Source organism: Streptomyces sp. NPDC001507 (assembly GCF_042894765.1).
In the GTDB taxonomy this organism is placed as follows: Bacteria; Actinomycetota; Actinomycetes; order Streptomycetales; family Streptomycetaceae; genus Streptomyces.
On the sequence record NZ_JBIAVV010000005.1, the window covers coordinates 327,214 to 351,342 of the forward strand.

The following is a 24,129-nucleotide window of genomic DNA, read 5'->3' on the forward strand; positions in this document are numbered from 1 at the left end:
CATCCTCATACGTGCGGCCTGTCGAGGTACGGCCAGAATCGACGGCGTACCAGCAGGCGCATTACCACCATACCCCGGAATCGTGCACATGTGATGGCCGATTTGGTCACGTCGTGGTAGTCACAGTGGTTGACCAGGGGCTTCTCCCGGACTTCTCCGGGTACCCCGGAGACTCTCCGGGGCCGGACCGGAGCTTCCCCAGGGCTTCCCGGGAGCCGCGGGCGGGCTATTGTGCGCTTCATGACGAGCTCTGACAAGCCTGAGACCGCCTCCGCCGAACCGACCGGTGTCGCCGCCCAGGACTGGGCGCAGGCGGCCGCCGACCCGCACTATCGTGCCGCGGTCGTGGACCTGCTCGGTGCCCTCGCGTACGGCGAGCTCGCGGCGTTCGAGCGGCTCGCGGAGGACGCCAAGCTGGCACCCTCGCTGGTGGACAAGGCCGAGCTGGCGAAGATGGCGTCGGCCGAGTTCCACCACTTCGAGCGGTTGCGCAACCGGCTGACGGAGATCGGCGAGGATGCCACGCAGGCGATGGAGCCGTTCGTCGCGGCCCTCGACGGCTTCCACCGGCAGACGGCGCCGTCCGACTGGCTGGAGGGCCTGGTCAAGGCGTACGTCGGCGACTCGATCGCCAGTGACTTCTACCGGGAGGTCGCGGCCCGCCTCGACTCGGACACCCGCGAACTGGTGCTGGCCGTCCTCGACGACACCGGGCACGCCGGGTTCGCGGTGGAGAGGGTGCGCGCGGCGATCGACGCCGACCCGCGCGTGGGGGGCCGACTGGCCCTGTGGGCACGGCGGTTGATGGGCGAGGCGCTGTCGCAGTCCCAGCGGGTGGTCGCCGACCGGGACGCGCTGTCGACCATGCTGGTCGGAGGAGTGGCCGACGGATTCGACCTCGCCGAGGTGGGGCGGATGTTCTCGCGGATCACCGAGGCGCACACGAAGCGGATGGCTGCGCTGGGGCTGGCGGCGTAACGCCCTGGGGGAGGTGTTGCGCGGAGTCGCGCGGCCGCGGGTGTGGTTGTGGTTGTGACCGGCCGCGCAGTTCCCCCGCGGCCCCTCGGGGCGCTACGCCGGGATCGATCGTCGGCGCAGGTGGCGGCCCGCCGGACGGAGCAGCAGCGACAGGGACGCCGCCGAGACGATCGCCGCGCCCAGAAGCGTGACCAGGACCGTGCCGGGGCCGAGCGCGCTGTGCGTGACGAAGTCGCCGAAGAGGGCTCCCGCGACGCCGGTGGAGAACACCAGGGGACGGGCCGGGAGCCGGTGGGACAGGCGACTGGTCGCGGCCCACGACAGGGCCAGGCCGAGCAGTGCGGATCCAAGGACTTCCAGGAGCATCACGAGGGGTCCCTCCCACGGCCGGCCGGTGCTTCACGGTCGTAGCCCGTCATACCCGTGACCTGCGGAATGCAATCCTCCTCTGTGGGCGACTTGTGCGCCACATGTGGAAGGCGAACACGACGGAGGGGCCGGGCGGACACACGTCCACCCGGCCCCTCCGTGCTGCTGTGGTCAGACCGCGCTGAAGCCGACCTTGCGCACCGTCGGCTCGCCGAGCTCGATGTACGCCAGGCGGTCCGTCGGAACCAGGACCTTGCGGCCGCGCTCGTCCTCCAGGGACAGCACCTGTGACTTGCCGGCCAGCGCGTCGGCGACGATGCGCTCGACCTCCTCGGCGTTCAGACCGCTCTCCAGAACGATCTCGCGGGGCGCGTGCTGCACGCCGATCTTGACCTCCACGGCTATGTCCCTCCGACGGTCAGTGAAGTGCGCGACCTTCCGCGCCGTACGCAGCACACATTAGCCCGGTGAGGGGACGTACACGCTGCGCACGTGCACGCCAGGAGCGAACACCGAACGGGAATTCCCTCCGGCGGTGCCGTCGGCGGCGAGTCAGTGGCGTGCCAGTGGCGGTGTCAGTGGTGCGCGTCGATGCCGTGCAGCGGGAATCCCGCGATGCCCCGCCAGGCCAGCGAGGTCAGCAGCTGGACCGCCTGGTCGCGCGGGACCGAACGGTCGCTGTGCAGCCAGGAACGGGCCACCACCTGGGCGAGACCGCCGAGGCCGGACGCCAGCAGCATCGACTCGGCACGCGGCAGACCGGTGTCCTCCGCGATGACCTCGCAGATCGCCTCGGCGCACTCGTTGGTGACCTTGTCGACGCGCTCGCGCACCGCCGGCTCGTTCGTCAGGTCGGACTCGAAGACCAGGCGGAAGGCCCCGCCGTCGTCCTCGACGTACGCGAAATAGGCGTCCATGGTCGCCCGGACCCGCTGCTTGTTGTCGGTCGTCGACGCGAGCGCGCCGCGCACCGCCTGGATCAAGGCCTCGCAGTGCTGGTCCAGCAGGGCCAGGTAGAGGTCGAGCTTGCCCGGGAAGTGCTGGTAGAGCACCGGCTTGCTGACGCCGGCGCGTTCGGCGATGTCGTCCATCGCGGCCGCGTGGTACCCCTGCGCGACGAACACCTCCTGGGCGGCGCCCAGCAACTGGTTCCGTCGGGCACGGCGCGGCAGGCGCGTGCCCCGCGGGCGTGCTGCCTCTGTCTGCTCGATGGCTGTCACGCCGCCTCCCAAAGTCGTCCACATGAGTCGTCCACATGCGGATCGCTCCGCGCGGCCATCGTACTTTTCGGTAACCCTGCTGTGCGCGGTGCGAGCGCAGAATTTCACGTACCGGACGACGGTGAAAGCCGCACCGGGACATCCCGGGACATGCGGACGGGCCAGGCGGGTCCGCCGGAGACCGGCCCGAGCTCAGCGGTAGTCGTCCTCGTCGAGCGAGACCACCCGTGCCTGCTCGATGAGATCGGCCTCGTTCGCACGGTCCGGGTCGACACCGGTGAGCGGGTCGTCCTGGGACGGCGTCACGTCCGTGTGCTGCTCGGCCGTGTCGCCCTCGGGGGCCTCGACATCGATCTCCGGGGCCTCATCCGCCTCCAGATCGTCGAGTACCTCGGGGTCGGTGGGGTCATGGGCCATGGTGGGGGCTCCCTTCCTTCGAAGTTCCCTGGCTGCAGCAGGGGTCCACAAACGGGTGCCCTGGTTACGAGCGTAGGAGACAGCGGATGCGGACGCTATGCCATCCAGGGCCGTTCGCTCCGCGTCGCGGCCTTGCCACTCACCCCGGGCCGTACACGGGTCGTACACGGGTTGTATGTGGCCCGTGGGCGGCTCGGCGGGGCGGTTCTGTGACGGCGAACACACCAATCACGGTGTGATCGTCTCGTAACATTGGCCCATGTCTTCGACCGAGCTGCCCTCCGTGCCGCCCACCAGCGTGCTCCCCGAGGCGGCGGCAGTCAGAGTCGCGGCGGGCGAGCGGCTGCGGTCGGTGGGACTGCCCGGCGTCACCCTCTCGGTCCGCTCGCGGCCGCCCGCGCGCGAGGGTCTGCCGCCCGCGCTCTACATCCACGGGCTCGGCGGCTCCTCGCAGAACTGGTCCCAGCTGATGGAGCAGCTCGAAGACGTCGTGGACGGCGAGGCGGTCGACCTGCCGGGCTTCGGCGACTCGCCGCCGCCGGACGACGGCGACTACTCGGTCACCGGGCACGCGCGCGCGGTCATCCGCTATCTCGACGCGGCCGGCCGCGGTCCGGTCCACCTCTTCGGCAACTCACTGGGCGGCGCCGTCGCCACCCGCGTCGCCGCCGTCCGCCCGGACCTCGTCCGCACCCTCACGCTCGTCTCGCCGGCCCTGCCCGAGCTGCGCGTGCAGCGCACCGCCGTACCGACGGTGATCCTCGGCCTCCCGGGCGTCGCGGGGCTCCTCACCCGCACGACCGGCAGGTGGACCGCCGAACAGCGGGTACGGGGCGTGCTGGCCCTCTGCTACGGCGACCCCAGCCGGGTGACGCCCGAGGCGTTCGAGCACGCGGTGGAGGAGCTGGAACGGCGGCTGCGGCTGCCGTACTTCTGGGACGCGATGGGGCGGTCCGCGCGCGGGATCGTCAACGCGTACACGCTGGGCGGCCAGCACGGGCTCTGGCGCCAGGCCGAGCGCGTGCTCGCCCCGACCCTCCTGATCTACGGCGGCCGCGACCAGCTCGTCGGCTACCGCATGGCCCGGAAGGCCGCCCGCAGCTTCCGCCACTCCCGGCTGCTGTCCATGCCGGATGCCGGGCACGTGGCGATGATGGAGTACCCGGGTGCGGTGGCCAGGGCGTTCCGTGAACTCCTCGCCTCCGCCGACAGGCTGGCCGGCGGACCGGCTTCCGGGACCGTCGGCGGCGGTCCGGTCGCGCCGGGCGCGGGGGGCTGAGGGGCGAGTGGGACGTCACAGCCGCCGCGGGTCGGCATCCAAGGACGACACGGCGGACATAGAAGGCACGCGCGCGGCCCGGAAGCAGGGCCCGGCGGACGCCGAGCGCGGCCCGGCGGGACCCGCGGTGCCGCGTCCGGCCGGTCGCGTGCCCGGCTCTGCCGAGGGGACTCCGGCGCACGGTGTCCCGCGCTTCTCCGAGGGGACTCCGGCGCACGGTGTCCCGCGCTTCTCCGAGGGGACTCCGGCGCACGGTGTCCCGCGCCTCCCCGACGGGACTCCGGTCCAGGGTGTCCCGCGAGTGCGTGGCGGCCACCCGCAGCAGCGTGAAGCGGGCGGTGGCTGGGGCCGGTTGGGCGGCGCGGCCGGTGTGTCCTCCGGGCCCGGCGGTGCTCCCTCCGGGCCCGCCGGTACCGCTTCCGGGCCCGCCGTCGCCGCCCTCGGGGCGACCGGTGTGTCGATACCGCGGCAGCGGCAGGGCGGGCCCGGCGGTCCGCGGCAGGACTACGTCGACGCCTTCGAGGAGGACGTCGACGTCTTCGCGCGCCGCCCCGGCATCGGCGCCCAGCGCGCCGAAACGTATCCGCCCGGCTCCGGTACCCACATCTCCCCGCTCCCGTCCGGCGTCGACGGCGGTGCGGGCGACGCCGACGACGCGCCGCCCGCCGGTGAGCCCGCGCAGCCCAGGAGCGGCAAGGGCCGGGCCTTCGCGGGCGTCGCGGCCGCCGCCGTCACCACCGTGCTCGCGGTGATCGTCGCCGGGCAGGTGATCGGCGGCCGCGACGGCGACGCCGCGCGCTCGCAGTCGGCCGCGGACGGTTCGCGGGCCACCGACGGCGCCGCCTCGCGCGGGGACGGCCGTACGGTGCCGTCCGCCTCGGCCTCCGCCTCGCCGGGCGTGCTGACGCTGTCGTACGAGCAGGCGATGGGCGAGAAGTACCCGCTCAGCGCCAAGCTGACCGGGTCCGGGAAGTTCAGCGCCGTGCCCGGGAGCGCGGAGGCGCCGGGCACGGGGCGGAAGTACACCTACCGCGTCGACGTGGAGCAGGGGCTGGGCCTGGACGGGAGGCTGTTCGCCGAGGCCGTGCAGAAGACGCTCAACGACGGGCGCAGCTGGGCCCACGACGGCGCCCGCACCTTCGCGCGCGTGTCCACCGGCAAGCCCGACTTCGTGATCACGCTCGCCAGCCCCGGCACCACCGCCAAGTGGTGCGCCAAGTCCGGTCTCGACACGACCGAGGACAACGTGTCCTGCGACTCGGCGTCCACCGAACGCGTCATGATCAACGCATACAGATGGGCCCAGGGCAGCAAGACGTACGGTGACAAGATCCACGCCTACCGGCAGATGCTGATCAACCACGAGGTCGGCCACCGGCTCGGCTACGGCCATGTGACCTGCGACAAGGACGGCGAGCTCGCGCCGGTCATGCAGCAGCAGACCAAGTTCCTCGACCACGACGGAATCCACTGTCTGCCCAACCCCTGGCCATATCCCAAGAGTTGACGGGTGGCTCATACATCACATTGACATGCGCAGAAAGTTCGTACATATTTCTGGGCATGTCGACCCTTCACGCCTCCGCGCGCGCCGCCATCGAGCTGGCGCTCATCGGCGTGACCGCGCTGTGCGTGGCCGACATCCACTGTCGCTGACGCCCGCCTTCAGGCGTTCGCGTCGCGATTTTTCCCTGCTGCCGTGACCTGGGGCACGGCTCTTTCGACGACCTGACGCCGGGCAGACGTCTGTTCACTTTCGTCTCACTCCTCGTCAATCTGTCTCGCCCATCGAGACTCGCCTTCCGAGAGGTCGTCATTCCGATGCGTCACCCGTCCGTGACCAGCGCCCGTGCGGCGTACGTTTCGCTTGCCCTTGTCGTGGCAGCGGGCGCCGCCGCCTGCGGGCCGAAGGACAACGATGCCAACGGCTCCAGTGGCGACTCCGCGCCGCACAAGGGCGGCACGCTCACCGTCCTGAACTCCGACCCGCAGACGGACTTCGACCCGGCCCGCCTGTACACCTCCGGCGGCGGCAACGTGCCCTCCCTGGTCTTCCGTACGCTCACCACCCGCAACCGCGCGAACGGCGCCGCCGGCACCAAGGTCGTCCCCGACCTGGCCACCGACACCGGGCGCCCCAGCAAGAACGCGACCGTGTGGACGTACACCCTGAAGGCGGGCCTCAAGTACGAGGACGGCACCCCGATCACGTCCGCCGACATCAAGTACGGCATCGAGCGCTCCTTCGCCCCCGAACTCTCCGGTGGTGCGCCCTACCTGCGGGACTGGCTGGTCGGTGCCGCCGACTACCAGGGGCCGTACAAGGACAAGAAGGGGCTCTCGGCGATCGAGACGCCGGACGACCGCACGATCGTCTTCCACCTGAACAAGCCCGAGGGCGAGTTCCCTTTCCTGGCCACGCAGACGCAGTTCACGCCCGTCCCGAAGGCCAAGGACACCGGCACCAAGTACGAGGAGCACCCCGTCTCGTCCGGCCCGTACAAGGTCGTCAAGAACGAGAACGACGGCGAGCACCTGGTCCTGGAGCGCAACACGTACTGGTCCGCGTCCGTCGACGACCAGCGCAAGGCGTACCCCGACAAGATCGACGTGCAGTCCGGGCTCGACTCGTCCGTGATCAACCAGCGGCTGTCGGCGTCCCAGGGGGCGGACGCGGCCGCCGTGACGACGGACACCAACCTCGGTCCGGCCGAACTCGCCAAGGTCACCGGTGACAAGGAACTCGCCGCGCGCGTCGGCACCGGCCACTTCGGCTACACGAACTACATAGCGTTCAACCCGAAGGTCAAGCCGTTCGACAACCCCAAGGTGCGGCAGGCCATCTCGTACGCCGTCGACCGGTCGTCCGTGATCAACGCGGCGGGCGGCAGCGCCCTCGCCGAGTCCGCGACCACCTTCCTGCCTGACCAGAAGTCCTTCGGCTACACGCCGTACGACCTCTTCCCGGCGGGCGCCACCGGCAACGCGGCCAAGGCCAAGGAGCTGCTGAAGGAGGCCGGTTACCCGAACGGGCTCACCGTCACGCTGACCCACGACAACGCCGACAACTTCAAGACGAGCCCCGAGATCGCGACCGCGATCCAGGACGCCCTCAAGAAGGCAGGCATCACGGTCAAGCTGCAGGGCCTGGAGGACAACAACTACTCCGACACGGTCCACAGCGTGAAGACCGAGCCCGGTTTCTTCCTCGCCGCGTGGGGTGCCGACTGGCCCTCCGGCGGTCCCTTCCTCGCCCCGATCTTCGACGGCCGGCAGATCGTCAAGGACGGCGCGAACTTCAACGCCTCCCAGCTCAACGATGCTTCGGTCAACGCCGAGATTGACGCGATCAACAAGTTGACCGATCTTGACGCGGCCGCCAAGCGGTGGGGTGCACTGGACAAGAAGATCGGCGCGCAGGCGCTGACCGTGCCGCTGTTCCACCCGGTCTACAAGCGGCTGGTCGGCAAGGACATCAAGAACGTCGTGATCAGCGACTGGACCGGTGTCCTGGACATCTCCCAGGTCGCGGTGAAGTAGCACCGTGAGCGAGGCTCTTGTCGCCACCCAGGCCCCCGAGGCGTCCGCCTCGGGGGCTTCGGGGGCTCGTCAGTTCTGGCGGCGGCTGCGCACGCAGCGGGCCGCCACGGTCGCGGCGGGCGTCGTCGCGCTGCTCGTCCTGGTCGCGCTCGCCGCGCCGCTGCTCACCGCGCTGGAGGGCCAGGACCCGTTCACCTACCACCCCGCCCTCATCGACTCCGCGCGCGGCGGCGTGCCGGTCGGCTCCCTCGGCGGCGTCTCCGCCGACCACTGGCTGGGCGTCGAGCCGCAGACCGGACGGGACCTGTTCGCACGGCTGGTGTACGGGGCGCGGGTGTCCCTGGGCGTCGCGTTCGCGGCGACCGTGATCCAGGTCCTCCTCGGGCTGCTCGTCGGCGTGGCGGCCGCGCTCGGCGGTGGATGGATTGATCAAGTGTTGAGCCGGATCACCGACATCATCGTCGCACTGCCCCTGATGATCATGTCGCTGGCACTGCTCGCGATCGTGCCGCAGAGCTTCCCCCGGCCCGTCCTGGTCACCCTCGTCATCGGGCTCATCGCCTGGGGCAGCATGGCGAAGATCGTGCGCGCCCAGACACTCACCCTGAAGGGGCTCGACTACGTCGCCGCGGCGCGGCTCAGCGGCTGGGGTGCCTGGCGCATCGCCCGCCGCGAACTGCTGCCCGGGCTGGCCGCACCGGTCATCACGTACGCCTCGATCCTCATCCCGGTCAACATCAGCACCGAGGCGGCCCTGTCCTTCCTCGGCGTCGGGGTGAAGCCGCCGACCCCCTCCTGGGGCCAGATGCTCACCGCGGCCGACGTCTGGTACCAGGCGGCCCCGCAGTACCTGCTCCTGCCGGCCGGCGCGCTGTTCGTGACCGTCCTCGCGCTGACCGTCCTCGGCGACGGCGTCCGCACCGCCCTGGACCCGCGCGCCGCCTCCCGGCTCGGCGTCGGCACCGGCCGCAGGCGCGCGGCCCTGACGGCGGCGAAGACGACGGCGGGGGCGACGGCGAAGACGACGGCGAAGGAGGAATCCGCGTGAACGGCTTCGGCGGCTTCCTGCTGCGCCGCACCATCGGCACCGTGGCGACCCTGCTCGCCATCTCCGTGATCGTCTACGTCGTCTTCTACGTCACCCCCGGCAACGTCGCCCAGATCACCTGCGGCCCGCGCTGCTCCCCGGAGCAGGTGCACCAGGTCGCCCAGCAACTGCACCTCGACGACCCGCTCTACGTGCGCTACTGGCACTTCCTGGAGGGCCTGGTCGTCGGCCAGGACTACTCCACCGGCACCTCCGTGGAGCACTGCTCCGCACCCTGCCTCGGCCTGTCGTACCAGACCGACCAGCAGGTCCTGAGCATCATCCTGACCAGGCTCCCGGTCAGCCTCTCGCTGGTGCTCGGCGCGATGGTGCTGTGGCTGGTCCTGGGCGTCGGCACGGGAGTGCTCTCCGTCTGGCGGCGCGGCCGGCTCACCGAGCGGGTGCTGACCGGTCTCACGCTGGCCGGCTGGGCCACGCCGGTCTTCGTCATCGGCCTGGTCCTGATGATCGTCGTCTGCGGCGAACTGCAACTGCTGCCCTTCCCGCAGTACGTGAAGTTCACCGACGACCCCGAGCAGTGGGCGTGGAACCTGCTGCTGCCCTGGTTCTCCCTCGCCCTCATCGAATCCGCGTCGTTCGCCCGGATGACCCGGGCCTCGATGCTGGAGACCCTGGCCGAGGACCACATCCGCACCTTCCGCGCGTACGGCGTCGGGGAGCGGTCGATCGTCGGCCGGCACGCCCTGCGCGGGGCGCTCGCGCCGGTCATCGCGCTCAACGCCAACAACTTCGGCTCGGCCGTCGGCGGAGCCGTGCTCACGGAGACGCTGTTCGGCCTGCCCGGCCTCGGCCAGGAACTCGTGCACGCCGTCAGCGTGGTCGACCTGCCCGTCGTCGTCGGCATGGTCCTCGTCGTCGGCTTCTTCGTGGTGCTCGCCAACGCCGTCGCGGACGTGCTGTACGCGGTGGCCGACCGACGGGTGGTACTGACGTGAGTCTCGTCCAAGTCACCGATCTGACCGTCGACTTCGGCGACCTGCGGGCCGTGGACGGGCTGTCGTTCACCCTGGAGGGCGGCGCCGCCCTCGCCCTGGTCGGCGAATCAGGGTCCGGCAAGTCCACGGTCGCCGCCGCCCTGCTGGGTCTGCACCACGGCACGGGAGCGCGGCTCGGCGGCTCGATCGAGGTCGCCGGCACCGACGTACAGGCCGCCTCCGACGGCGAACTGCGCAGGCTGCGCGGCGCGAAGGCGGCGATGGTCTTCCAGGACCCGCTCTCGTCCCTCGACCCGTACTACGCGATCGGCGACCAGATCGCCGAGGTGTACCGCGTGCACACACGCGCGTCACGACGGACCGCACGCGCGCGTGCCGTGGAGGTGCTCGACCGGGTCGGCATCCCGGACGCCCGGCGCCGGTCCCGGTCCCGCCCGCACGAGTTCAGCGGCGGCATGCGGCAGCGCGCGCTGATCGCCATGGCGCTCGCCTGCGAGCCCGAGCTGCTCATCGCGGACGAGCCCACCACCGCCCTCGACGTGACCGTCCAGGCCCAGATCCTCGACCTGCTGCACACCCTGCGCGAGGAGACCGGCATGGGCCTGCTGCTGGTCACCCACGACGTGGGCGTGGCCGCGGAGAGCGTCGACCGGGTGCTCGTCATGCGGCACGGGCGCGTGGTCGAGCAGGGGCCGGTCGCCACCGTGCTCGGCGCGCCCGCCGAGCCGTACACCCGGGAACTGCTCTCCGCCGTCCCGCGCGTGGACGCGGTGCGGGCGCCCTCCCGGGCGTCCGAGGAGGTCGTCCTGGAGGCGACCGGCCTGCGCCGCGAGTTCGGGCGCGGCAAGCGGGCGTTCACGGCCGTGGACGACGTGTCGCTGACCGTGCACCGGGGCGAGACCCTCGGAGTCGTGGGCGAGAGCGGCAGCGGCAAGACCACCCTCGGCCGGATGCTGGTCGGGCTGCTCGAGCCGACGGCGGGGGAGGTCCGGCACGACGGCCACGCGCGCGTGGGCGTGGACCCGGCCGTCCAGATGGTGTTCCAGGACCCGGTGTCCTCCCTCAACCCGCGGCGCAGCGTCGGCGAGTCGATCGCCGACCCGCTGCGGGCGCGGGGCGAACGCGACGAGGGGCGCATCCGGGGGCGCGTGATCGAACTGCTGGAGCGCGTGGGACTCGAAGCGGCGCACTACCAGCGCTACCCGCACGAGTTCAGCGGCGGCCAGCGCCAGCGCGTAGGCATCGCGCGGGCGCTCGCGGCCGACCCGCGGGTCATCGTCTGCGACGAGCCGGTCTCCGCGCTGGACGTCACCACCCAGGCCCAGGTCGTCGCCCTGCTCGGCGAGCTCCAGCGCGAACTCGGGCTCGCGCTCGTCTTCGTCGCCCACGACCTCGCCGTCGTGCGCCAGGTCAGTGACCGGGTCGCGGTCATGCGGCGCGGCCGGATCGTCGAGACCGGCCCGGCAGACGAGGTCTACGACAACCCCCGGGACCCGTACACCCGGCAGTTGCTGGCCGCCGTGCCCGCCCTCGACCCCGAGGCCGCGGCCCGGCGGCGGGCGGCGCGCCGGGAACTGGCGTCGGCGTGACGTTCCGCCGTCACATGGTCGCCTAGCGCGACAGAACGCGGCCCGCACGGGAAAGTTACGACCGTTCACCCCTTTTGGTGGCGCGATGGACAACCGTCCGTCGCGCCACCGTCTTGTCCGCATACCTTCGTCCCGCTGCGAGCCACCGAGCCACGGTGGCTCCCCATACGGGAGATCGATCGGGGGTGCACACGTGCGCATCGGACTGCTTACGGAGGGTGGTTATCCGTATGTGAGCGGTGACGCCAGACTCTGGTGCGACCGGCTCGTGCGCGGGCTCGGGCAGCACGAGTTCGACCTCTACGCGCTCAGCCGCACCCGGCGCCAGGAGGACGAGGGCTGGCTCCCGCTGCCGCCGCACGTCAGCCGGGTCCGGACGGCTCCGCTGTGGACCGCCGACGAGGACGGAGTCACGTACGGACGGCGCGCGCGCCGGCGCTTCGCCGAGAGCTACGCCGAGTTCGTGGGGGTGCTGTGCGCCGGCCCGGCTGCCGACGGTCCGCACGGCACGGTCGTCTCTGACGGCGCGGCCGGCCCTGACGGCGCGGCCGGCTCGAACGGGCCGGGCGAGGCGGGCGGCTCCGGCGCCGTGCCCGGTTCTCTGGCGGACCGTTTCGGCAGCGCGCTCCACGGACTCGCCGAACTCGCCCGCGACGAGGGCGGCCTGGCCGCCGCACTCCGCTCCGACACCGCCCTGCGCACTCTGGAGCGCGCCTGTCGCGCACCCGGCGCCCTCGGAACGGCGCGCGAGGCCCGCGTACCCGATCTGCTCGCCGTCGCCGCCCACCTCGAACGCGCCCTGCGCCCCCTCTCCCTGGACTGGTACGGCGACGACGGCCTCGGCGCGGCCGACCTCTGTCACGCCACTGCCGGCGGCCCGGCCGCCCTGGCCGGCCTGCTCGCCCAGCACTTCTCCGGTGTGCCACTGCTGGTCACCGAGTACGGCGTGCAGCTGCGCTCGCACTACCTCGCCACCGGCCCCGACACGGCGACCCCCGCCGTACGCGCGCTGCTCGCCGCCTTCCACGGGCGGCTCGCCGCCGAGGTCTACCGCCGCGCCGCGATCATCACGCCGGGCAACGCGCACACCCGCCGCTGGCAGGAGCGCTGCGGCGCCGACCGTGCCCGCATCCGCACCGTGCATCCCGGCATGGAGGCCGCCCGCTTCACCGAGGTGGGAGAGTCCCCGGACCGCGCGGAACCGGACACGCTCGTGTGGGTCGGCCGGATCGAGCCGGCCAAGGACCTGGTGTCGCTGCTGCATGCCTTCGCCGAGGTCCGCAAGGAGGAGCCCAAGGCGCGGCTGCGGGTCGTCGGCGCCCCGGCGGGGCCGGAGGGCGAGGCCTACCTGGGGCACTGCAGGGCGCTCGCCGCACAACTCTTCCCCGACGAGGCCGACGGCGTGCACGCCGTCGGCGACAACCCGGTCTCCTTCGACGAGATAGGCGGACCCGAGGCACCGACCCTCGCCGACGCCTACGCGTCCGGCGAGATCGTCGTCCTGTCCAGCGTCGTCGAGGGGTTCCCGGCGGGACTCGTCGAGGCGATGTTCTGCGGCCGGGCGACCGTCTCCACGGACGTCGGCGCCGTGGTGGAGGCCATCGGCGGCACCGGGCTCGTCGTGCCCCCGCGCAATCCGCGGGCGCTCGCGGAGGCGTGCGTGACGCTGCTCCGCGACCCCGAGCGCCGCGCGCGCCTCGGAGCCGCCGCACGCGCCCGGGCGCTCGAACTGTTCACCGTCGAGCAGAATATCGCGGCATTTCACAGCATTTACCTGGAGATCGTCTCGCACTGCCCGGTACGCCGGGTCGTTCTCGACCGGTCCGGCGAGCCCCTGCCGTTCGGCTTTCCGGCCGAGGCCCGCGTACCGGGCCGCTGGACCGGCCCCACGGCGCGCGTCGCCCAACCCGCCGTACCGGGCCGGGCCCCGGGCGCCGTCCTGCGGCCCGCCTCGGTACGAGCCACCCCGCTCACGGCCACCGAGGGGGCGCTGTGAACGGCGCCGAGGGCGGCACGGTCAACGGCGGCCCGGGAGAGGTGGACCGGCCCGGACGGCCCGGCGCGGCCGACGCCTGGGACGCGCGGTCGCAAGGGTGGCTCCCGGGAGCCGAGGAGGCCGGCCCGGGACACGCTCTCTCCGCGAGCCCGGCACCGGCGACCGGCAGGATCCGCCCGGGCGGCCCGGCTGCCGCGCAGGACCCCGTCGGCAGCCGCAGAACCACACCCCGCCGAGGCGCCGCCGACCCGGTGAAGGCGCTGATGCACCGGCACCGCGCCCTCTGCGAGCGGGCCGTGGACCCACTGGAGATCGCGGCCGGCCTCGAGGCGCACGGCGTCACCGACCGCACCGCCGCCCGCTTCCGGCACCGTGACGTCTTCTCCCTCGCGGAGGAGCTCTACGCGCGCGTGCCCCGCGACGAGAACCCGCGCCCGTACCCCGGACCGGCGCCCGCGCCCCGCGTGCGCGCCGACCGGGCGCTGCTCACCCTCCTCCCGGGCGCCGTCTGCGCGGCGGCCGTGACCGCCGTGCGGCTCACCGAGGGCCGCCCCCGCCTCCTCGCGGCAGCCGTCGGGGTGCTCGCCGTCGCCCTGGCCGTACGTCCGGTCCTGCGCCGCGGCCCCCTGGCCGCACCGGCCCGGACCCCCGCCTGGCGCACCACCACCGGCACCCGTGCATGGACCTGCTGGCTCCTCGCCTACGCCCTGCTCGGCGACGGCCTGCTGCGGGCCGTCGTGGACGGCGGCCCCGACGGCCTCCCGACCGGCACGGCCGACGGCCCCTGGCCGGTGACCACGGCTCCCGTCCTCGCCCTCACCCTGGCCTGCGCACCGGCTGCCTGGAGCGCCCACCTCCTCACGGCGGGCGCCCGGCGCAGACTCGCGGCCAGCCGGGGCCTGGAGGAGTTCACCGGGGCCGTACAGCCGCTGCTGCTCGGCACGTTCGCCCTCTTCCTCGGCGCCCTCACGGCCCTGCTCGCCCTGTGCGCCGCCGCCCTCGGCGAACCCGCAGGCTACCCGGCGGCCCTCGCCCTCGGCGCCCTCCTCCTGCTCGCCCGCCTCCTCGCCGTCCACCACGTCCCGCAGGGGCCCGCCCTCGCCGCCGCGGCCGCCACCGAAGCGGCGGCCGTGGCCCTCGTCCTGGCCGGCCGGCTGCCCGGCTGCGCCTTCCTGGCCGTCCCCGTCGACCACCTGGTCGGCGCCTGGGGCGCGGGCGGCGTCCCGGCCCTCGCCTGCGGCGCCGCCGCCCTCGCGCTGCTGTGCCGGGCGACCGGCACCCTGACCCGGGCCTCGGCCCACGCGCCGACGGGAGACCCGGAGTGAGCAGAGCCGCCGATCACCTCGCACGCCTCGCCGGGCCGTCCCGGCGGCCGGTGCCCGGCATCCCGCCGCAGGCAACCGCACCACCTCTTGAAGGAGACCACCAGATGACCACCTCCCGACCCGGACCCGGAGCGTCCGGAAGCGCCGGAACCACCGGAGTCGCCGGAGCGCACACCCCGGGAGTCGCGCGATGAGGGTTCTGCTGATCGGAGCCAACGGATACCTCGGCCGCTTCGTCGCCGACCGGCTGCTCGCCGACCCGGCCGTCCAGCTCACCGCGCTCGGCCGCGGTGACGACGCCGACGTCCGCTTCGACCTCGCCACCGGCAGCCCCGGCGCGCTCACCCGCTTCCTCGACGCCGTCCACCCGGGCGTCATCGTGAACTGCGCCGGTGCCACCCGCGGGGGCGCCCGGGACCTCACCCGGCACAACACCGTCGCCGTCGCCACCGTCTGCGAGGCCCTGCGCCGCAGCGGCTGCGGCGCCCGCCTGGTGCAGGTCGGCTGCAGCTCCGAGTACGGCCCGAGCCAGCCCGGCTCCTCCACCGCCGAGGACGCCGTGCCCCGCCCCGGCGGCCCGTACGGCGTCAGCAAGCTCGCCGCCACCGAACTCGTCCTCGGCTCCGGCCTCGACGCCGTCGTCCTGCGCGTCTTCTCACCCGCCGGTCCCGGCACCCCGGCCGGCTCGCCGCTCGGCCGCCTGGCCGAGGCGATGCGCCGTGCCATGCAGTCCGGGGACGGCGAGCTCAAACTCGGCGGCCTCGGCGCCCAGCGCGACTTCGTCGACGTGCGCGACGTCGCCCGCGCGGTCCACGCCGCCTCGCTCTCCGCCGCCCAGGGCGTCATCAACATCGGCTCCGGCCGCGCCGTCCGGCTCCGCGACGCCGCCGCCGTCCTCGCCCGGGTCGCCGGATACGGCGGCGCCCTGCACGAACTGGACGGCCCGCCAGGACCATTGCGCGGCGCCATCGGCCACCCCCGGATGGACGGCGAGCACACGGGCCCGGTCGCGTACCCGTACCCGGACGGCTGCGGCAGCTGGCAGCAGGCCGACGTGCGCTGCGCCCGCGACCGGCTCGGCTGGCGCCCCCGCATCAACCTCGAGGAGTCCCTCGCGGACATCTGGATGGAGGCGGCGTGCCGCATCTGAGCAGCACCAGGGCGGGCGCCGCGACCACCGGCGTCCGCACCGCCGTGGGCGTACCCGGCTACGCCCACCCCCTCCTCGCCCCCGCCCAGTGGGCCGAACTCACCCGCCCGGGCACGCCCCTGCACTGGGTCGTCCTCGACGTGGCGAACGGCCCAGGCAGCCTGCCCGACCCGCACTGCCTGGAGGCGGCCGGCCGGCTCCGCAACGCCGGCGTCCGCGTCCTCGGCCACCTGGACACCGCCTACGGCGCCCGCCCGCACGGCGACCTGCTCACCGACGCCCGCCACTTCCACGACTGGTACCGCGTCGACGGCTTCCTGCTCGACCGCTGCCCCACCGAGCGCTCCGCGCTCCCCGAGACCCGCCGCACGGTCGCGGCGCTCCGCGCGGTGGGTGACGGCCCTCACATAGTCCTCGGGCACGGCACCCACCCCCACCCGGGGTATGCCGAGAACGCCGACCAGCTGGTGACCTTCGCCGGGCCCTGGAGCGACTACCGCTGGTCCCAGGTTGCCGAGTGGACCGCCGACTATCCGCCCGACCGCTTCTGCCACTTCGTGCACGGCGTGCCCCTGGGCCACCTCGACGAGGCGTTGCGCATCGCCCGTTGGCAAGGAGCCGCCACGATCTACTTCACCGACCGGACCGATCGCTGGGGCCGGGCGGATCCCTGGGAGGCCGTGCCCGGTTACTGGGACGAATTCGTCTCGCGGATCGGAACAGGTGTCTCGGAATGAAGAAGCCCGTGGCAGTGTTACAGGGAGAACAAACGTAGTGATCGACCGATCAACGGAGTCCCCGTGTCGCTGCCACCCCTGGTCGAGCCAGCATCTGAGCTCACCGTAGACGAGGTCCGCAGGTACTCCCGCCACCTGATCATCCCCGACGTCGGGATGGACGGGCAGAAGCGGCTGAAGAACGCCAAGGTGCTCTGTGTGGGCGCCGGCGGCCTGGGCTCGCCGGCGCTGATGTACCTGGCCGCCGCAGGCGTCGGCACCCTGGGCATCGTGGAGTTCGACGAGGTCGACGAGTCGAACCTGCAGCGCCAGATCATCCACAGCCAGGCCGACATCGGCCGCTCCAAGGCCGAGTCCGCCCGGGACACGGTCAAGGGCATCAACCCGTACGTGGACGTGATCCTTCACGAAGAGCGGCTCGAGGCCGAGAACGTGATGGACATCTTCAGCCAGTACGACCTGATCGTCGACGGCACCGACAACTTCGCCACCCGCTACCTGGTGAACGACGCCTGCGTGCTGCTGAACAAGCCGTACGTGTGGGGCTCCATCTACCGCTTCGACGGCCAGGCCTCGGTGTTCTGGTCCGAGTACGGCCCCTGCTACCGCTGCCTCTACCCGGAGCCCCCGCCGCCGGGCATGGTCCCCTCCTGCGCCGAGGGCGGCGTCCTGGGCGTGCTGTGCGCGTCCATCGGCTCCATCCAGGTCACCGAGGCCATCAAGGTCCTCACCGGCACCGGTGAGCCCCTGGTCGGCCGCCTGATGATCTACGACGCCCTGGAGATGCAGTACCGCCAGGTCAAGGTCCGCAAGGACCCGAACTGCGCGGTCTGCGGCGAGAACCCCACCGTCACCGAGCTCATCGACTACGAGGCCTTCTGCGGCGTCGTCTCCGAGGAGGCCCAGCAGGCGGCCGCCGGCTCGACGATCACTCCCAAGCAGCTCAAGGAGTGGATCGACGACGGCGAGAACATCGAGATCATCGACGTCCGCGAGCCGAACGAGTACGAGATCGTCTCCATCCCGGGCGCCAAGCTGATCCCGAAGAACGAGTTCCTCCTCGGCACCGCCCTGGAGGGCCTGCCCCAGGACAAGAAGATCGTCCTGCACTGCAAGACGGGTGTCCGCAGTGCGGAGGTCCTCGCCGTCCTGAAGTCCGCGGGCTTCGCGGACGCCGTCCACGTCGGCGGCGGCGTGATCGGCTGGGTCAACCAGATCGAGCCGTCGAAGCCGGTCTACTGAGCACAGGCTTCCCGGAGGGCGGGGGTTTCGGACACCGCAGGTGCCCGAAACCCCCGCCCTCGTCATGAGCAGACCGTGCCGTCCTTCGGGACCGTGCCGTCGACCAGGTAGGCGTTCACCGTCGAGTCCACGCAGTCGCTGCCGCTGCCGTAGGCCCCGTGGCCCTCGCCCTTCCAGGTCAGCTCGACCCCGACTCCCTTGCCCAGCTCGTCGGCCATCCTCCGGGCGCCCTCGTAGGGGGTGGCCGGGTCGCCGGTGTTGCCGACCAGCAGGATCGGTGCCGCGCCCGGTGCGCTCACCTCCGGTGTGTCCCACTGCCCGGCCACCGGCCAGTCGTGGCACCAGCCGGCCGAGTCCCAGCCCAGGAAGTCCCCGAAGACGGGCGAGACCTTCTCGAACTCCGCCAGCCGCTGCTTCGTCTCGGCGAGCGTCGGCCGTTCCTTGTCGTCCAGGCACGATATGACCCGCTGGGAGTGCGTGGTCGTGCCGTAGTGCCCCGAGGAGTCACGCTCGTTGTACTGGTCCGCGAGCGACAGCAGTTCCGAGCCGTCGCCCTCCTCGGCCGCCCTGAGCGCGCTGGTCAGCGTCGGCCAGCTGTCCTTGCTGTACAGCGGCAGCACGATGCCGGTGACCGCGAGGCTCTGGGTCAGCTTCCGCCCGGAGGCAGTGGGCAGCGGCGTGGTGTCCAGCCGCTTCAGCAGACCGGCGATCTTCCGGGAGCCCTGTTCCGGGTCCTGCCCGGTGGACTTGAGGTAGTCGTCCAGGGCCCGCTGGAAGCCGGCGGCCTGGTTCTTCTCCTGGCCGACCGAGTCGGCCGTCGGGTCCACCACCGCGTCCAGGATCAGCCGTCCCACCTTCTTCGGGAACAAGTGCGCGTACACACCGCCCAGTTCGGTGCCGTAGGAGATGCCGAAGTAGTGCATCTTCGCGTCGCCGAGGACCTGGCGCATCAGGTCCATGTCGCGGGCCGTGTCGGTCGTCGAGACATGCGCGATGAGCTTGCCGGCTGCCTTCTCGCAGCCCTTGCCGAAGTCCGCGGCGTCCTGGAAGTACGCGGTCTGCTCCGCCGGGGTGTCCGGGGTGGCGTCGATCGACTCGGCGCGCTGGATGTCCTTGTCGCTGCGGCAGCGGATCCCCTCGCTGGCCCCCACCCCGCGCGGGTCCCAGCTCACCAGGTCGTACCGCTCGCGCAGCGCGGAGACGGTGCCGGCGAAATACGGCATCGTGGCGACGCCGGAGCCGCCCGGGCCGCCGAAGTTGAACAGCAGCGAGCCGATCCGCTTCCCCGAACCCCCGCTCGCCTGCTCCCGGATCAGCGCCAGCCCTATCGTCTCCCCGTCCGGCTTCGCCCAGTCCAAGGGCACCTTGAGCGTCGCACACCGCCAGGCGTCCCCGGGCGCGGCGGAGTCCGAAGTGCCCTTGCAGCGGGCCCAGTCGAGCTTCTGGGAGCTGAGGGAAGCGGGCAGGGCCGTCGAGCCCGTCGCGGTGGCCGTGGCGGCCGACGGCTGCCCGGACGAGGCCTTCCCCTCGTCCTCGCCCCCACCTGACGACCCACCGCTGCACCCGGCCACGAGCAGCCCCGCGGCAACAGCGGCCGCCCACCGTACATATCGCAACATGCGCGCACACCCCCCACACAGGCTCTCCGCAGGTTCGTGCAGGAGAGCGGTCAGGCCATGGTAGGCGCAGCAGCCGAAGGCCGTTGACGCCTGTGGATAACCGCCTGACCTGCGGTTATGCTACGTACAGACCGTTCCCGCCTTCGGCACCGTCCCCTCCAGCAAATAGCCGTTCACGGCACCCTGCACACACTTGTCCTTGCTGTCGTACGCCCCGTGCCCCTGCCCCTTGTACGTCAGCTCGACCCCGACGCCCTTGCCGAGCGCGTCCACCATCTTCTTCGCGCCCTCGTACGGCGTCGCCGGATCCCCCGTGTTGCCCACGACCAGGATCGGCGCCGACCCGGGCGCGCTGACGTCGGGGTGGTCGGCGGCCCCCGGCACCGCCCAGTTCGTGCAGCTGACCATGCCCCAGGCGAGGTAGTCGCCGAACAGCGGGGAGGCGGCGCGGAACTCGGGCAGTTTCTGCTGGACGTAGTCGGCGGTGTACCGGGGCTTCTCGTCGGCGCAGTTGATGGCGATGTTCGCCGCCGTGATGTTGCTGTACTCGCCGTTCTCGCTGCGGCCGTTCATCGCGTCGGACAGCAGCATCAGGATCTTCCCGTCGCCGTCGTACGCCTCTTCGAGCCCCTCGGTGAGGTACTCCCAGAAGTCCTTGGAGTACAGGGACTGTGCGATGCCGTTGGTGGCGGCGGACTGGGTGAGCAGGCGGGGCAGGATGCCCGGGATCGGCTTCTTGTCGAGGTCCGCGAGGAGCGTGGCGACGCGGTCCTTCACGTCCTGCGGGGTGTCGCCGATCGGGCACTCCGTCGTCTTCGAGGTGCAGTCCTCGGCGAAGTTGTCGAGGGCGAGCTGGAAGCCCTTCGCCTGCCCGAGCGAGCTCTGCTCCGGGTCCTGGGTGGGGTCGACGACGCCGTCGAAGACGGCCCGGCCCACGTTCTTCGGGAACAGGTGAGCGTAGACGCCGCCGAGTTCGGTGCCGTAGGAGATGCCGAAGTAGTGCATCTTCGTGTCGCCGAGGACCTGGCGCATCAGGTCCATGTCGCGGGCCGCGTCGGTGGTGCGGACATGCGGCAGGATCGCCTTGGAGTTCTTCTCGCAGGCGGCGTTGAACTGCTTGGTGCGCTCGATCAGCTGGGTGCGCTCGGCGCTGGTGTCAGGTGTCGCGTCCTGCTGGAAGTAGTTGTCGAGCTGGGCGTCGTTCTCGCACTCGACGGGGTCGCTGCGGCCCACCCCGCGCGGGTCGAAGCTGACGAGGTCGTAGCGGGTGCGCAGGACGGCGTAGTCCGTGCCGAACGCGGGGAGCGTGGTGACGCCGCTGCCGCCGGGCCCGCCGAAGTTGAAGATCAGGGAGCCGATCCGCTTGCTCGCGTCGCCGCTGGCCCTGGCCCGGATCAGGGCGAGGCCGATGGTGGCGCCCTTCGGTTTCGACCAGTCCAGGGGCGCCTTCATGGTGGCGCACTCCCAGGTGCCGCCGCTGGGCAGCGGTGACGGCGCCTCGCCGCCGCCCTCGGCCTCGTCGGGCGCCGGGCAGCTCTTCCAGTCCAGTTTCTGCGCCGCCAGATCCCCGTCCTTGGAACCGTCGCCGCACCCGGCCAGTGAGGAGGCCAGCACCAGGGCGGCGGTCAGGGCGGCGACACGGATCCGGAAGGGGTTCGGCATGCTCCCATCCTGAGGTCGCGCACGGCCACGCGCGCGGGGCACGAGCCGTCCGGGGTACGGCCCCTGGAGCGCGCCCTTGCGGGATCCGGGGTACGACCCTGGAGGGCGCCGTCGCGGGCCCGGGGTACGACCCTGGAGCGCGCCGTCGCGGGTCCCGGGTACGACCCTAGAGCGCGCCCTTGCGGGAGAGGTGGTTGAAGGCCAGCCAGCCCGGCAGGACCGGCAGCCACAGGGTCAGCAGCCGGTACAGCAGGACGGCGGGCGCGGCGACCTCCTTGGGCAGGCCGACGGCGATCAGGCCGACGGTCAGGGTCGCCTCGACCGCGCCGACACCGCCCGGGGTCGGCGCCGCGGAGCCGAGCGCGTTGCCGGCGAGGAAGACCACCGCGACGCTGGCGATGCTCAGGGAGGTCGACGCGTCGCCGAACGCGCGGATGGAGGCGTCCAGGCACATCACGAAGCAGGCGGTCAGCAGCAGCATGCCGCCGATGCCGGTGACGAGCTTCTGCGGGCGCTGGAGCACGTCCAGCATGCGCGGCACGACACCCGCGAAGAGCGACCGCACGCGCGTGCTGACGAACTTCCGCAGGAACGGCACCGACGTCACCACGAGGACCAGCACCGCGACGGTCAGCAGGCCCGCGATGACCGTGCGGGACGGGGACAGCGAAGGGGTCTTCTCGGTGCCGGTCAGATAGCCGAAGGACAGCAGCATCAGGATGTGGCAGCCGAGCGAGAACAGCTGCGAGGCGCCCACGCTCGCGACCGCGAGCCCGGGGCGCACGCCCGCACGCTGCAGGAAGCGCGTGTTGAGGGCGACACCGCCGACCGCGGCCGGCGCGACGATCTTCACGAACGACCCGGCGAGCTGTGCCGCCACGGTCCGCACGAACGGCACCCGCTCCGGCACGAAGCCGAGCAGCGACATCGCGGCGGCGACGTAGCTGATCGCAGAGAACAGCACCGCGGCGATCACCCAGCCCCACTGGGCGTTCGCGACCAGGGGGCCGAACTCGATGTGGGTGAGCTGGGTCAGCAGGTAGTACCCGCCGATCGCGCCGGCGATGACGCTGATCAGCGTGCGCGGCCGCACCCGCTCCAGACGGGCCGGCTCCACGGGCGCCTGCGGCCTGATCTTCAGCACCTGGTGCCGGATCTGGGTGAGCAGATCCTCCTCGCGGGCCTCTTCCAGCGCGTCGTCCAGCGCCCGCTTCTCGGCCCGCTGCTCCGCGCGCACCGTCTTCTTGTCGGGCGTCCCGGCCTCCTCGGCGCGGGCCTGCTTGGCCTGCCTGGACGCCTCCAGGACCGCGTCCCGCTCGCGCTGGGCGCGCTCCCTGGCCAGTCTGCGCAGCGTCGCGCGCGTGGAGCGCGTGAGCGCGATCGGCTGGAGCATCGGCAGGCAGTCGGCGACGGCGTCGGGGCCGAGCACGCCGACCGCCGAGGCCACCGCGCGCTCGGCACCCACCCTGAGCCCGAGCGTGGTGACCAGCTGGGCGACGTCCATGCGCAGCAGCAGTTCACCGGCCGCGATCTCGCCGCCGCGCAGGTCGGTGAGGATCACGGTGCCGGAACGATCCACCAGGATGGCGTCGCCCGCGAGCCTGCGGTGCGCGATCCGGCGCGACTGCAACGCCTGTACCTGGTGCCAGGTGTGGCGCAGCAGTTCGTCGGTGATCTCCTCGTCGGCCAGCGAGTCGAGGGTGCGGCCGCCGGTGTGCTCGTAGACGAGCATCACGGCGTCGGGGCCCAGCTCGGAGGTGGCGATCAGCTTGGGCGCGTTCGCGCCGGCCGCGATCGCCGCGTATGCCAGCAGGGCCTCCTGCTCCAGGGCCTGGCGCAGGGACTGCAGGCTGGAACGGGTGGCGAAGCCGCGCAGCGTCAGGTTGCGCCACGCGCGGTAGAAGAAGCCCTGGGCCTGCTGTTCCCGGTCGACGACCGTGACGTCCAGCGGCGGGCCGTCCTCCAGGGTGACGAAGTAGCGCCGGCCCCGGTCGCCGTTCTCGGAGTCCAGGGCCTCCTCGCGGGCCGCGCCGACCGGGTGGAAGCCGACGTGCCTGAGGCCCGCCAGCAGGGTCCGGCCGGTGGGGCGGACGTTGGGCGAGCCGACCGCGTACAGCGTGCCGTAGGCGACGGTCCAGCCGATCAGCACCGTGAGGATGATCGAGAACGGTGTCGTGTAGCCGGTGACGAGCATGGAGAACGCGTCGAGGAGCAGCACGATCCACAGCACCGAGCGCCATCTCGGGCGCCGGGACATGCCGACGGCCGTCATGTAGGCGATGACGGGCGCGAGGTAGCCGTGCACCGGGTCGGTGAGGGCGTGGATGTCGCCGGGGGAGGGCTGGGTGAGCGCCTCCTGGATCGAGCCCGGGGCGGCCCGCGCTACCCACAGGTCGGTGGCGAGGGTCACACCGTGCGCGAGGACGGCGGCGAGCACACCGTCGGCGATGCGCAGCCCGTCCCGCTTGATCAGCCGCTCGATCGCGAACGCGACCGGCACCAGCAGGATCGCGATGCTGGAAGCCAGCCCCGCGAACCTGATCAGCAGGTCGGGGGCCTGCCCGGTGCCCTTGTTGATGTCCTGTTCGAGCCCGGAGGTGGTGCCGTGCGCGAACGCGGCGATGCCGAGCAGGACGGCGACGGCCAGCACGCCGACCAGGAGCCGCATGAGGTCGGAGGGGCGGTGCACGCGCGCGGGGAGCAGCGGTTCGTCGCCCTCCACCTCGTCGGCGTGCGCCTCGTCGCACCCGTGTTCCGCCTCGGCCTCCGTTGCTGCGGCGTCGGGGTCCACGGCGTCCGGCCGCGCGGTGTCCGGGTGCGCGGTGTCGGAGCCGGGCGCGTCCGGGCGTGCGCCGGCGTCAGAGGTGCCCGCCCCGCCCTCGGGGTGCACGCCCTGCTGCTCGGTCGTCTCTTCTTGATCTCGTATCACCAGTCACCGCCCGCACGATGGTGGCATGCTCCAC

20 protein-coding genes are annotated in these 24,129 nt (G+C 72.3%); 13 read left to right on the forward strand and 7 right to left on the reverse strand.

Features of this window, described 5'->3' with window-relative positions:
- The first annotated feature begins 231 nt into the window (after positions 1-231).
- Positions 232-978, forward strand: a complete 747-nt coding sequence (locus ACFY0K_RS18705; protein ID WP_390640759.1) for a ferritin-like fold-containing protein — start codon at positions 232-234, stop codon at positions 976-978.
- Between the two features lie 93 nt (positions 979-1,071).
- Here ACFY0K_RS18705 and ACFY0K_RS18710 read toward each other — a convergent pair whose 3' ends face one another.
- The 4 genes from ACFY0K_RS18710 to ACFY0K_RS18725 form a co-directional block, all read right to left on the reverse strand.
- The gene (locus ACFY0K_RS18710) at positions 1,072-1,344 is read right to left on the reverse strand and encodes a hypothetical protein (protein ID WP_352367018.1); all 273 of its coding nucleotides are present in this window, start codon (positions 1,342-1,344) and stop codon (positions 1,072-1,074) included.
- A 174-nt stretch (positions 1,345-1,518) separates the two neighbouring features.
- Positions 1,519-1,746 (reverse strand): DUF3107 domain-containing protein, encoded by a 228-nt coding sequence (locus ACFY0K_RS18715; protein ID WP_352367019.1) that lies wholly within the window; start codon positions 1,744-1,746, stop codon positions 1,519-1,521.
- Positions 1,747-1,922: 176 nt separating this feature from the next.
- Entirely contained in the window at positions 1,923-2,567 is a 645-nt protein-coding gene (locus ACFY0K_RS18720) for a TetR/AcrR family transcriptional regulator (RefSeq protein ID WP_390640760.1), read from the reverse strand.
- A gap of 192 nt (positions 2,568-2,759) precedes the next feature.
- Complete coding sequence (locus ACFY0K_RS18725) at positions 2,760-2,984, reverse strand: hypothetical protein (RefSeq protein ID WP_390640761.1); 225 nt, start codon at positions 2,982-2,984, stop codon at positions 2,760-2,762.
- 259 nt (positions 2,985-3,243) lie between these two features.
- Between ACFY0K_RS18725 and ACFY0K_RS18730 the strand changes: the two genes are divergently transcribed.
- The 12 genes from ACFY0K_RS18730 (at position 3,244) to moeZ (ending at position 17,885) form a co-directional block, all read left to right on the forward strand.
- Complete coding sequence (locus ACFY0K_RS18730) at positions 3,244-4,263, forward strand: alpha/beta fold hydrolase (protein WP_390640762.1); 1,020 nt, start codon at positions 3,244-3,246, stop codon at positions 4,261-4,263.
- A 7-nt stretch (positions 4,264-4,270) separates the two neighbouring features.
- Positions 4,271-5,770 carry a DUF3152 domain-containing protein gene (locus ACFY0K_RS18735; protein ID WP_390640763.1) on the forward strand — a complete coding sequence of 500 codons (1,500 nt, stop codon included), beginning with the start codon at positions 4,271-4,273 and terminating at the stop codon, positions 5,768-5,770.
- 56 nt (positions 5,771-5,826) lie between these two features.
- Positions 5,827-5,919 (forward strand): Ms4533A family Cys-rich leader peptide, encoded by a 93-nt coding sequence (locus ACFY0K_RS18740; RefSeq protein ID WP_324604415.1) that lies wholly within the window; start codon positions 5,827-5,829, stop codon positions 5,917-5,919.
- Positions 5,920-6,084: 165 nt separating this feature from the next.
- Positions 6,085-7,803 carry an ABC transporter substrate-binding protein gene (locus tag ACFY0K_RS18745; RefSeq protein WP_390640764.1) on the forward strand — a complete coding sequence of 573 codons (1,719 nt, stop codon included), beginning with the start codon at positions 6,085-6,087 and terminating at the stop codon, positions 7,801-7,803.
- A gap of 4 nt (positions 7,804-7,807) precedes the next feature.
- Positions 7,808-8,851, forward strand: a complete 1,044-nt coding sequence (locus tag ACFY0K_RS18750; RefSeq protein WP_390640765.1) for an ABC transporter permease — start codon at positions 7,808-7,810, stop codon at positions 8,849-8,851.
- A complete protein-coding gene (locus ACFY0K_RS18755; RefSeq protein WP_390640766.1) occupies positions 8,848-9,846 on the forward strand; it encodes an ABC transporter permease in 999 nt (332 codons plus the stop codon). Before ACFY0K_RS18750 ends, ACFY0K_RS18755 begins: the two co-directional genes overlap by 4 nt.
- A complete protein-coding gene (locus ACFY0K_RS18760; RefSeq protein ID WP_390640767.1) occupies positions 9,843-11,435 on the forward strand; it encodes a dipeptide ABC transporter ATP-binding protein in 1,593 nt (530 codons plus the stop codon). The genes ACFY0K_RS18755 and ACFY0K_RS18760 overlap by 4 nt, the downstream gene beginning before the upstream one ends.
- A 232-nt stretch (positions 11,436-11,667) precedes the next feature.
- Entirely contained in the window at positions 11,668-13,431 is a 1,764-nt protein-coding gene (locus tag ACFY0K_RS18765; protein ID WP_390640768.1) for a glycosyltransferase, read from the forward strand.
- Positions 13,428-14,756 carry a hypothetical protein gene (locus ACFY0K_RS18770; protein ID WP_390640769.1) on the forward strand — a complete coding sequence of 443 codons (1,329 nt, stop codon included), beginning with the start codon at positions 13,428-13,430 and terminating at the stop codon, positions 14,754-14,756. The genes ACFY0K_RS18765 and ACFY0K_RS18770 overlap by 4 nt, the downstream gene beginning before the upstream one ends.
- A gap of 190 nt (positions 14,757-14,946) precedes the next feature.
- Positions 14,947-15,906: an NAD-dependent epimerase/dehydratase family protein gene (locus ACFY0K_RS18775; RefSeq protein WP_390640770.1), complete on the forward strand. Its 960-nt coding sequence runs from the start codon at positions 14,947-14,949 to the stop codon at positions 15,904-15,906.
- Positions 15,894-16,643 (forward strand): spherulation-specific family 4 protein, encoded by a 750-nt coding sequence (locus ACFY0K_RS18780; protein WP_351957948.1) that lies wholly within the window; start codon positions 15,894-15,896, stop codon positions 16,641-16,643. Before ACFY0K_RS18775 ends, ACFY0K_RS18780 begins: the two co-directional genes overlap by 13 nt.
- 63 nt (positions 16,644-16,706) lie before the next feature.
- Positions 16,707-17,885 (forward strand): adenylyltransferase/sulfurtransferase MoeZ, encoded by a 1,179-nt coding sequence (gene moeZ / locus ACFY0K_RS18785; RefSeq protein WP_351489685.1) that lies wholly within the window; start codon positions 16,707-16,709, stop codon positions 17,883-17,885.
- Positions 17,886-17,947: 62 nt separating this feature from the next.
- Here the strand turns inward: moeZ and ACFY0K_RS18790 are convergent, their stop codons facing one another.
- From ACFY0K_RS18790 to ACFY0K_RS18800, 3 genes are all read right to left on the reverse strand, one after another.
- The gene (locus ACFY0K_RS18790; RefSeq protein ID WP_390640771.1) at positions 17,948-19,504 is read right to left on the reverse strand and encodes an alpha/beta hydrolase; all 1,557 of its coding nucleotides are present in this window, start codon (positions 19,502-19,504) and stop codon (positions 17,948-17,950) included.
- Positions 19,505-19,624: 120 nt separating this feature from the next.
- Positions 19,625-21,166: an alpha/beta hydrolase gene (locus ACFY0K_RS18795; RefSeq protein ID WP_390640772.1), complete on the reverse strand. Its 1,542-nt coding sequence runs from the start codon at positions 21,164-21,166 to the stop codon at positions 19,625-19,627.
- A gap of 166 nt (positions 21,167-21,332) precedes the next feature.
- Positions 21,333-24,095 (reverse strand): lysylphosphatidylglycerol synthase domain-containing protein, encoded by a 2,763-nt coding sequence (locus tag ACFY0K_RS18800; protein ID WP_390640773.1) that lies wholly within the window; start codon positions 24,093-24,095, stop codon positions 21,333-21,335.
- Positions 24,096-24,129 lie beyond the last annotated feature (34 nt).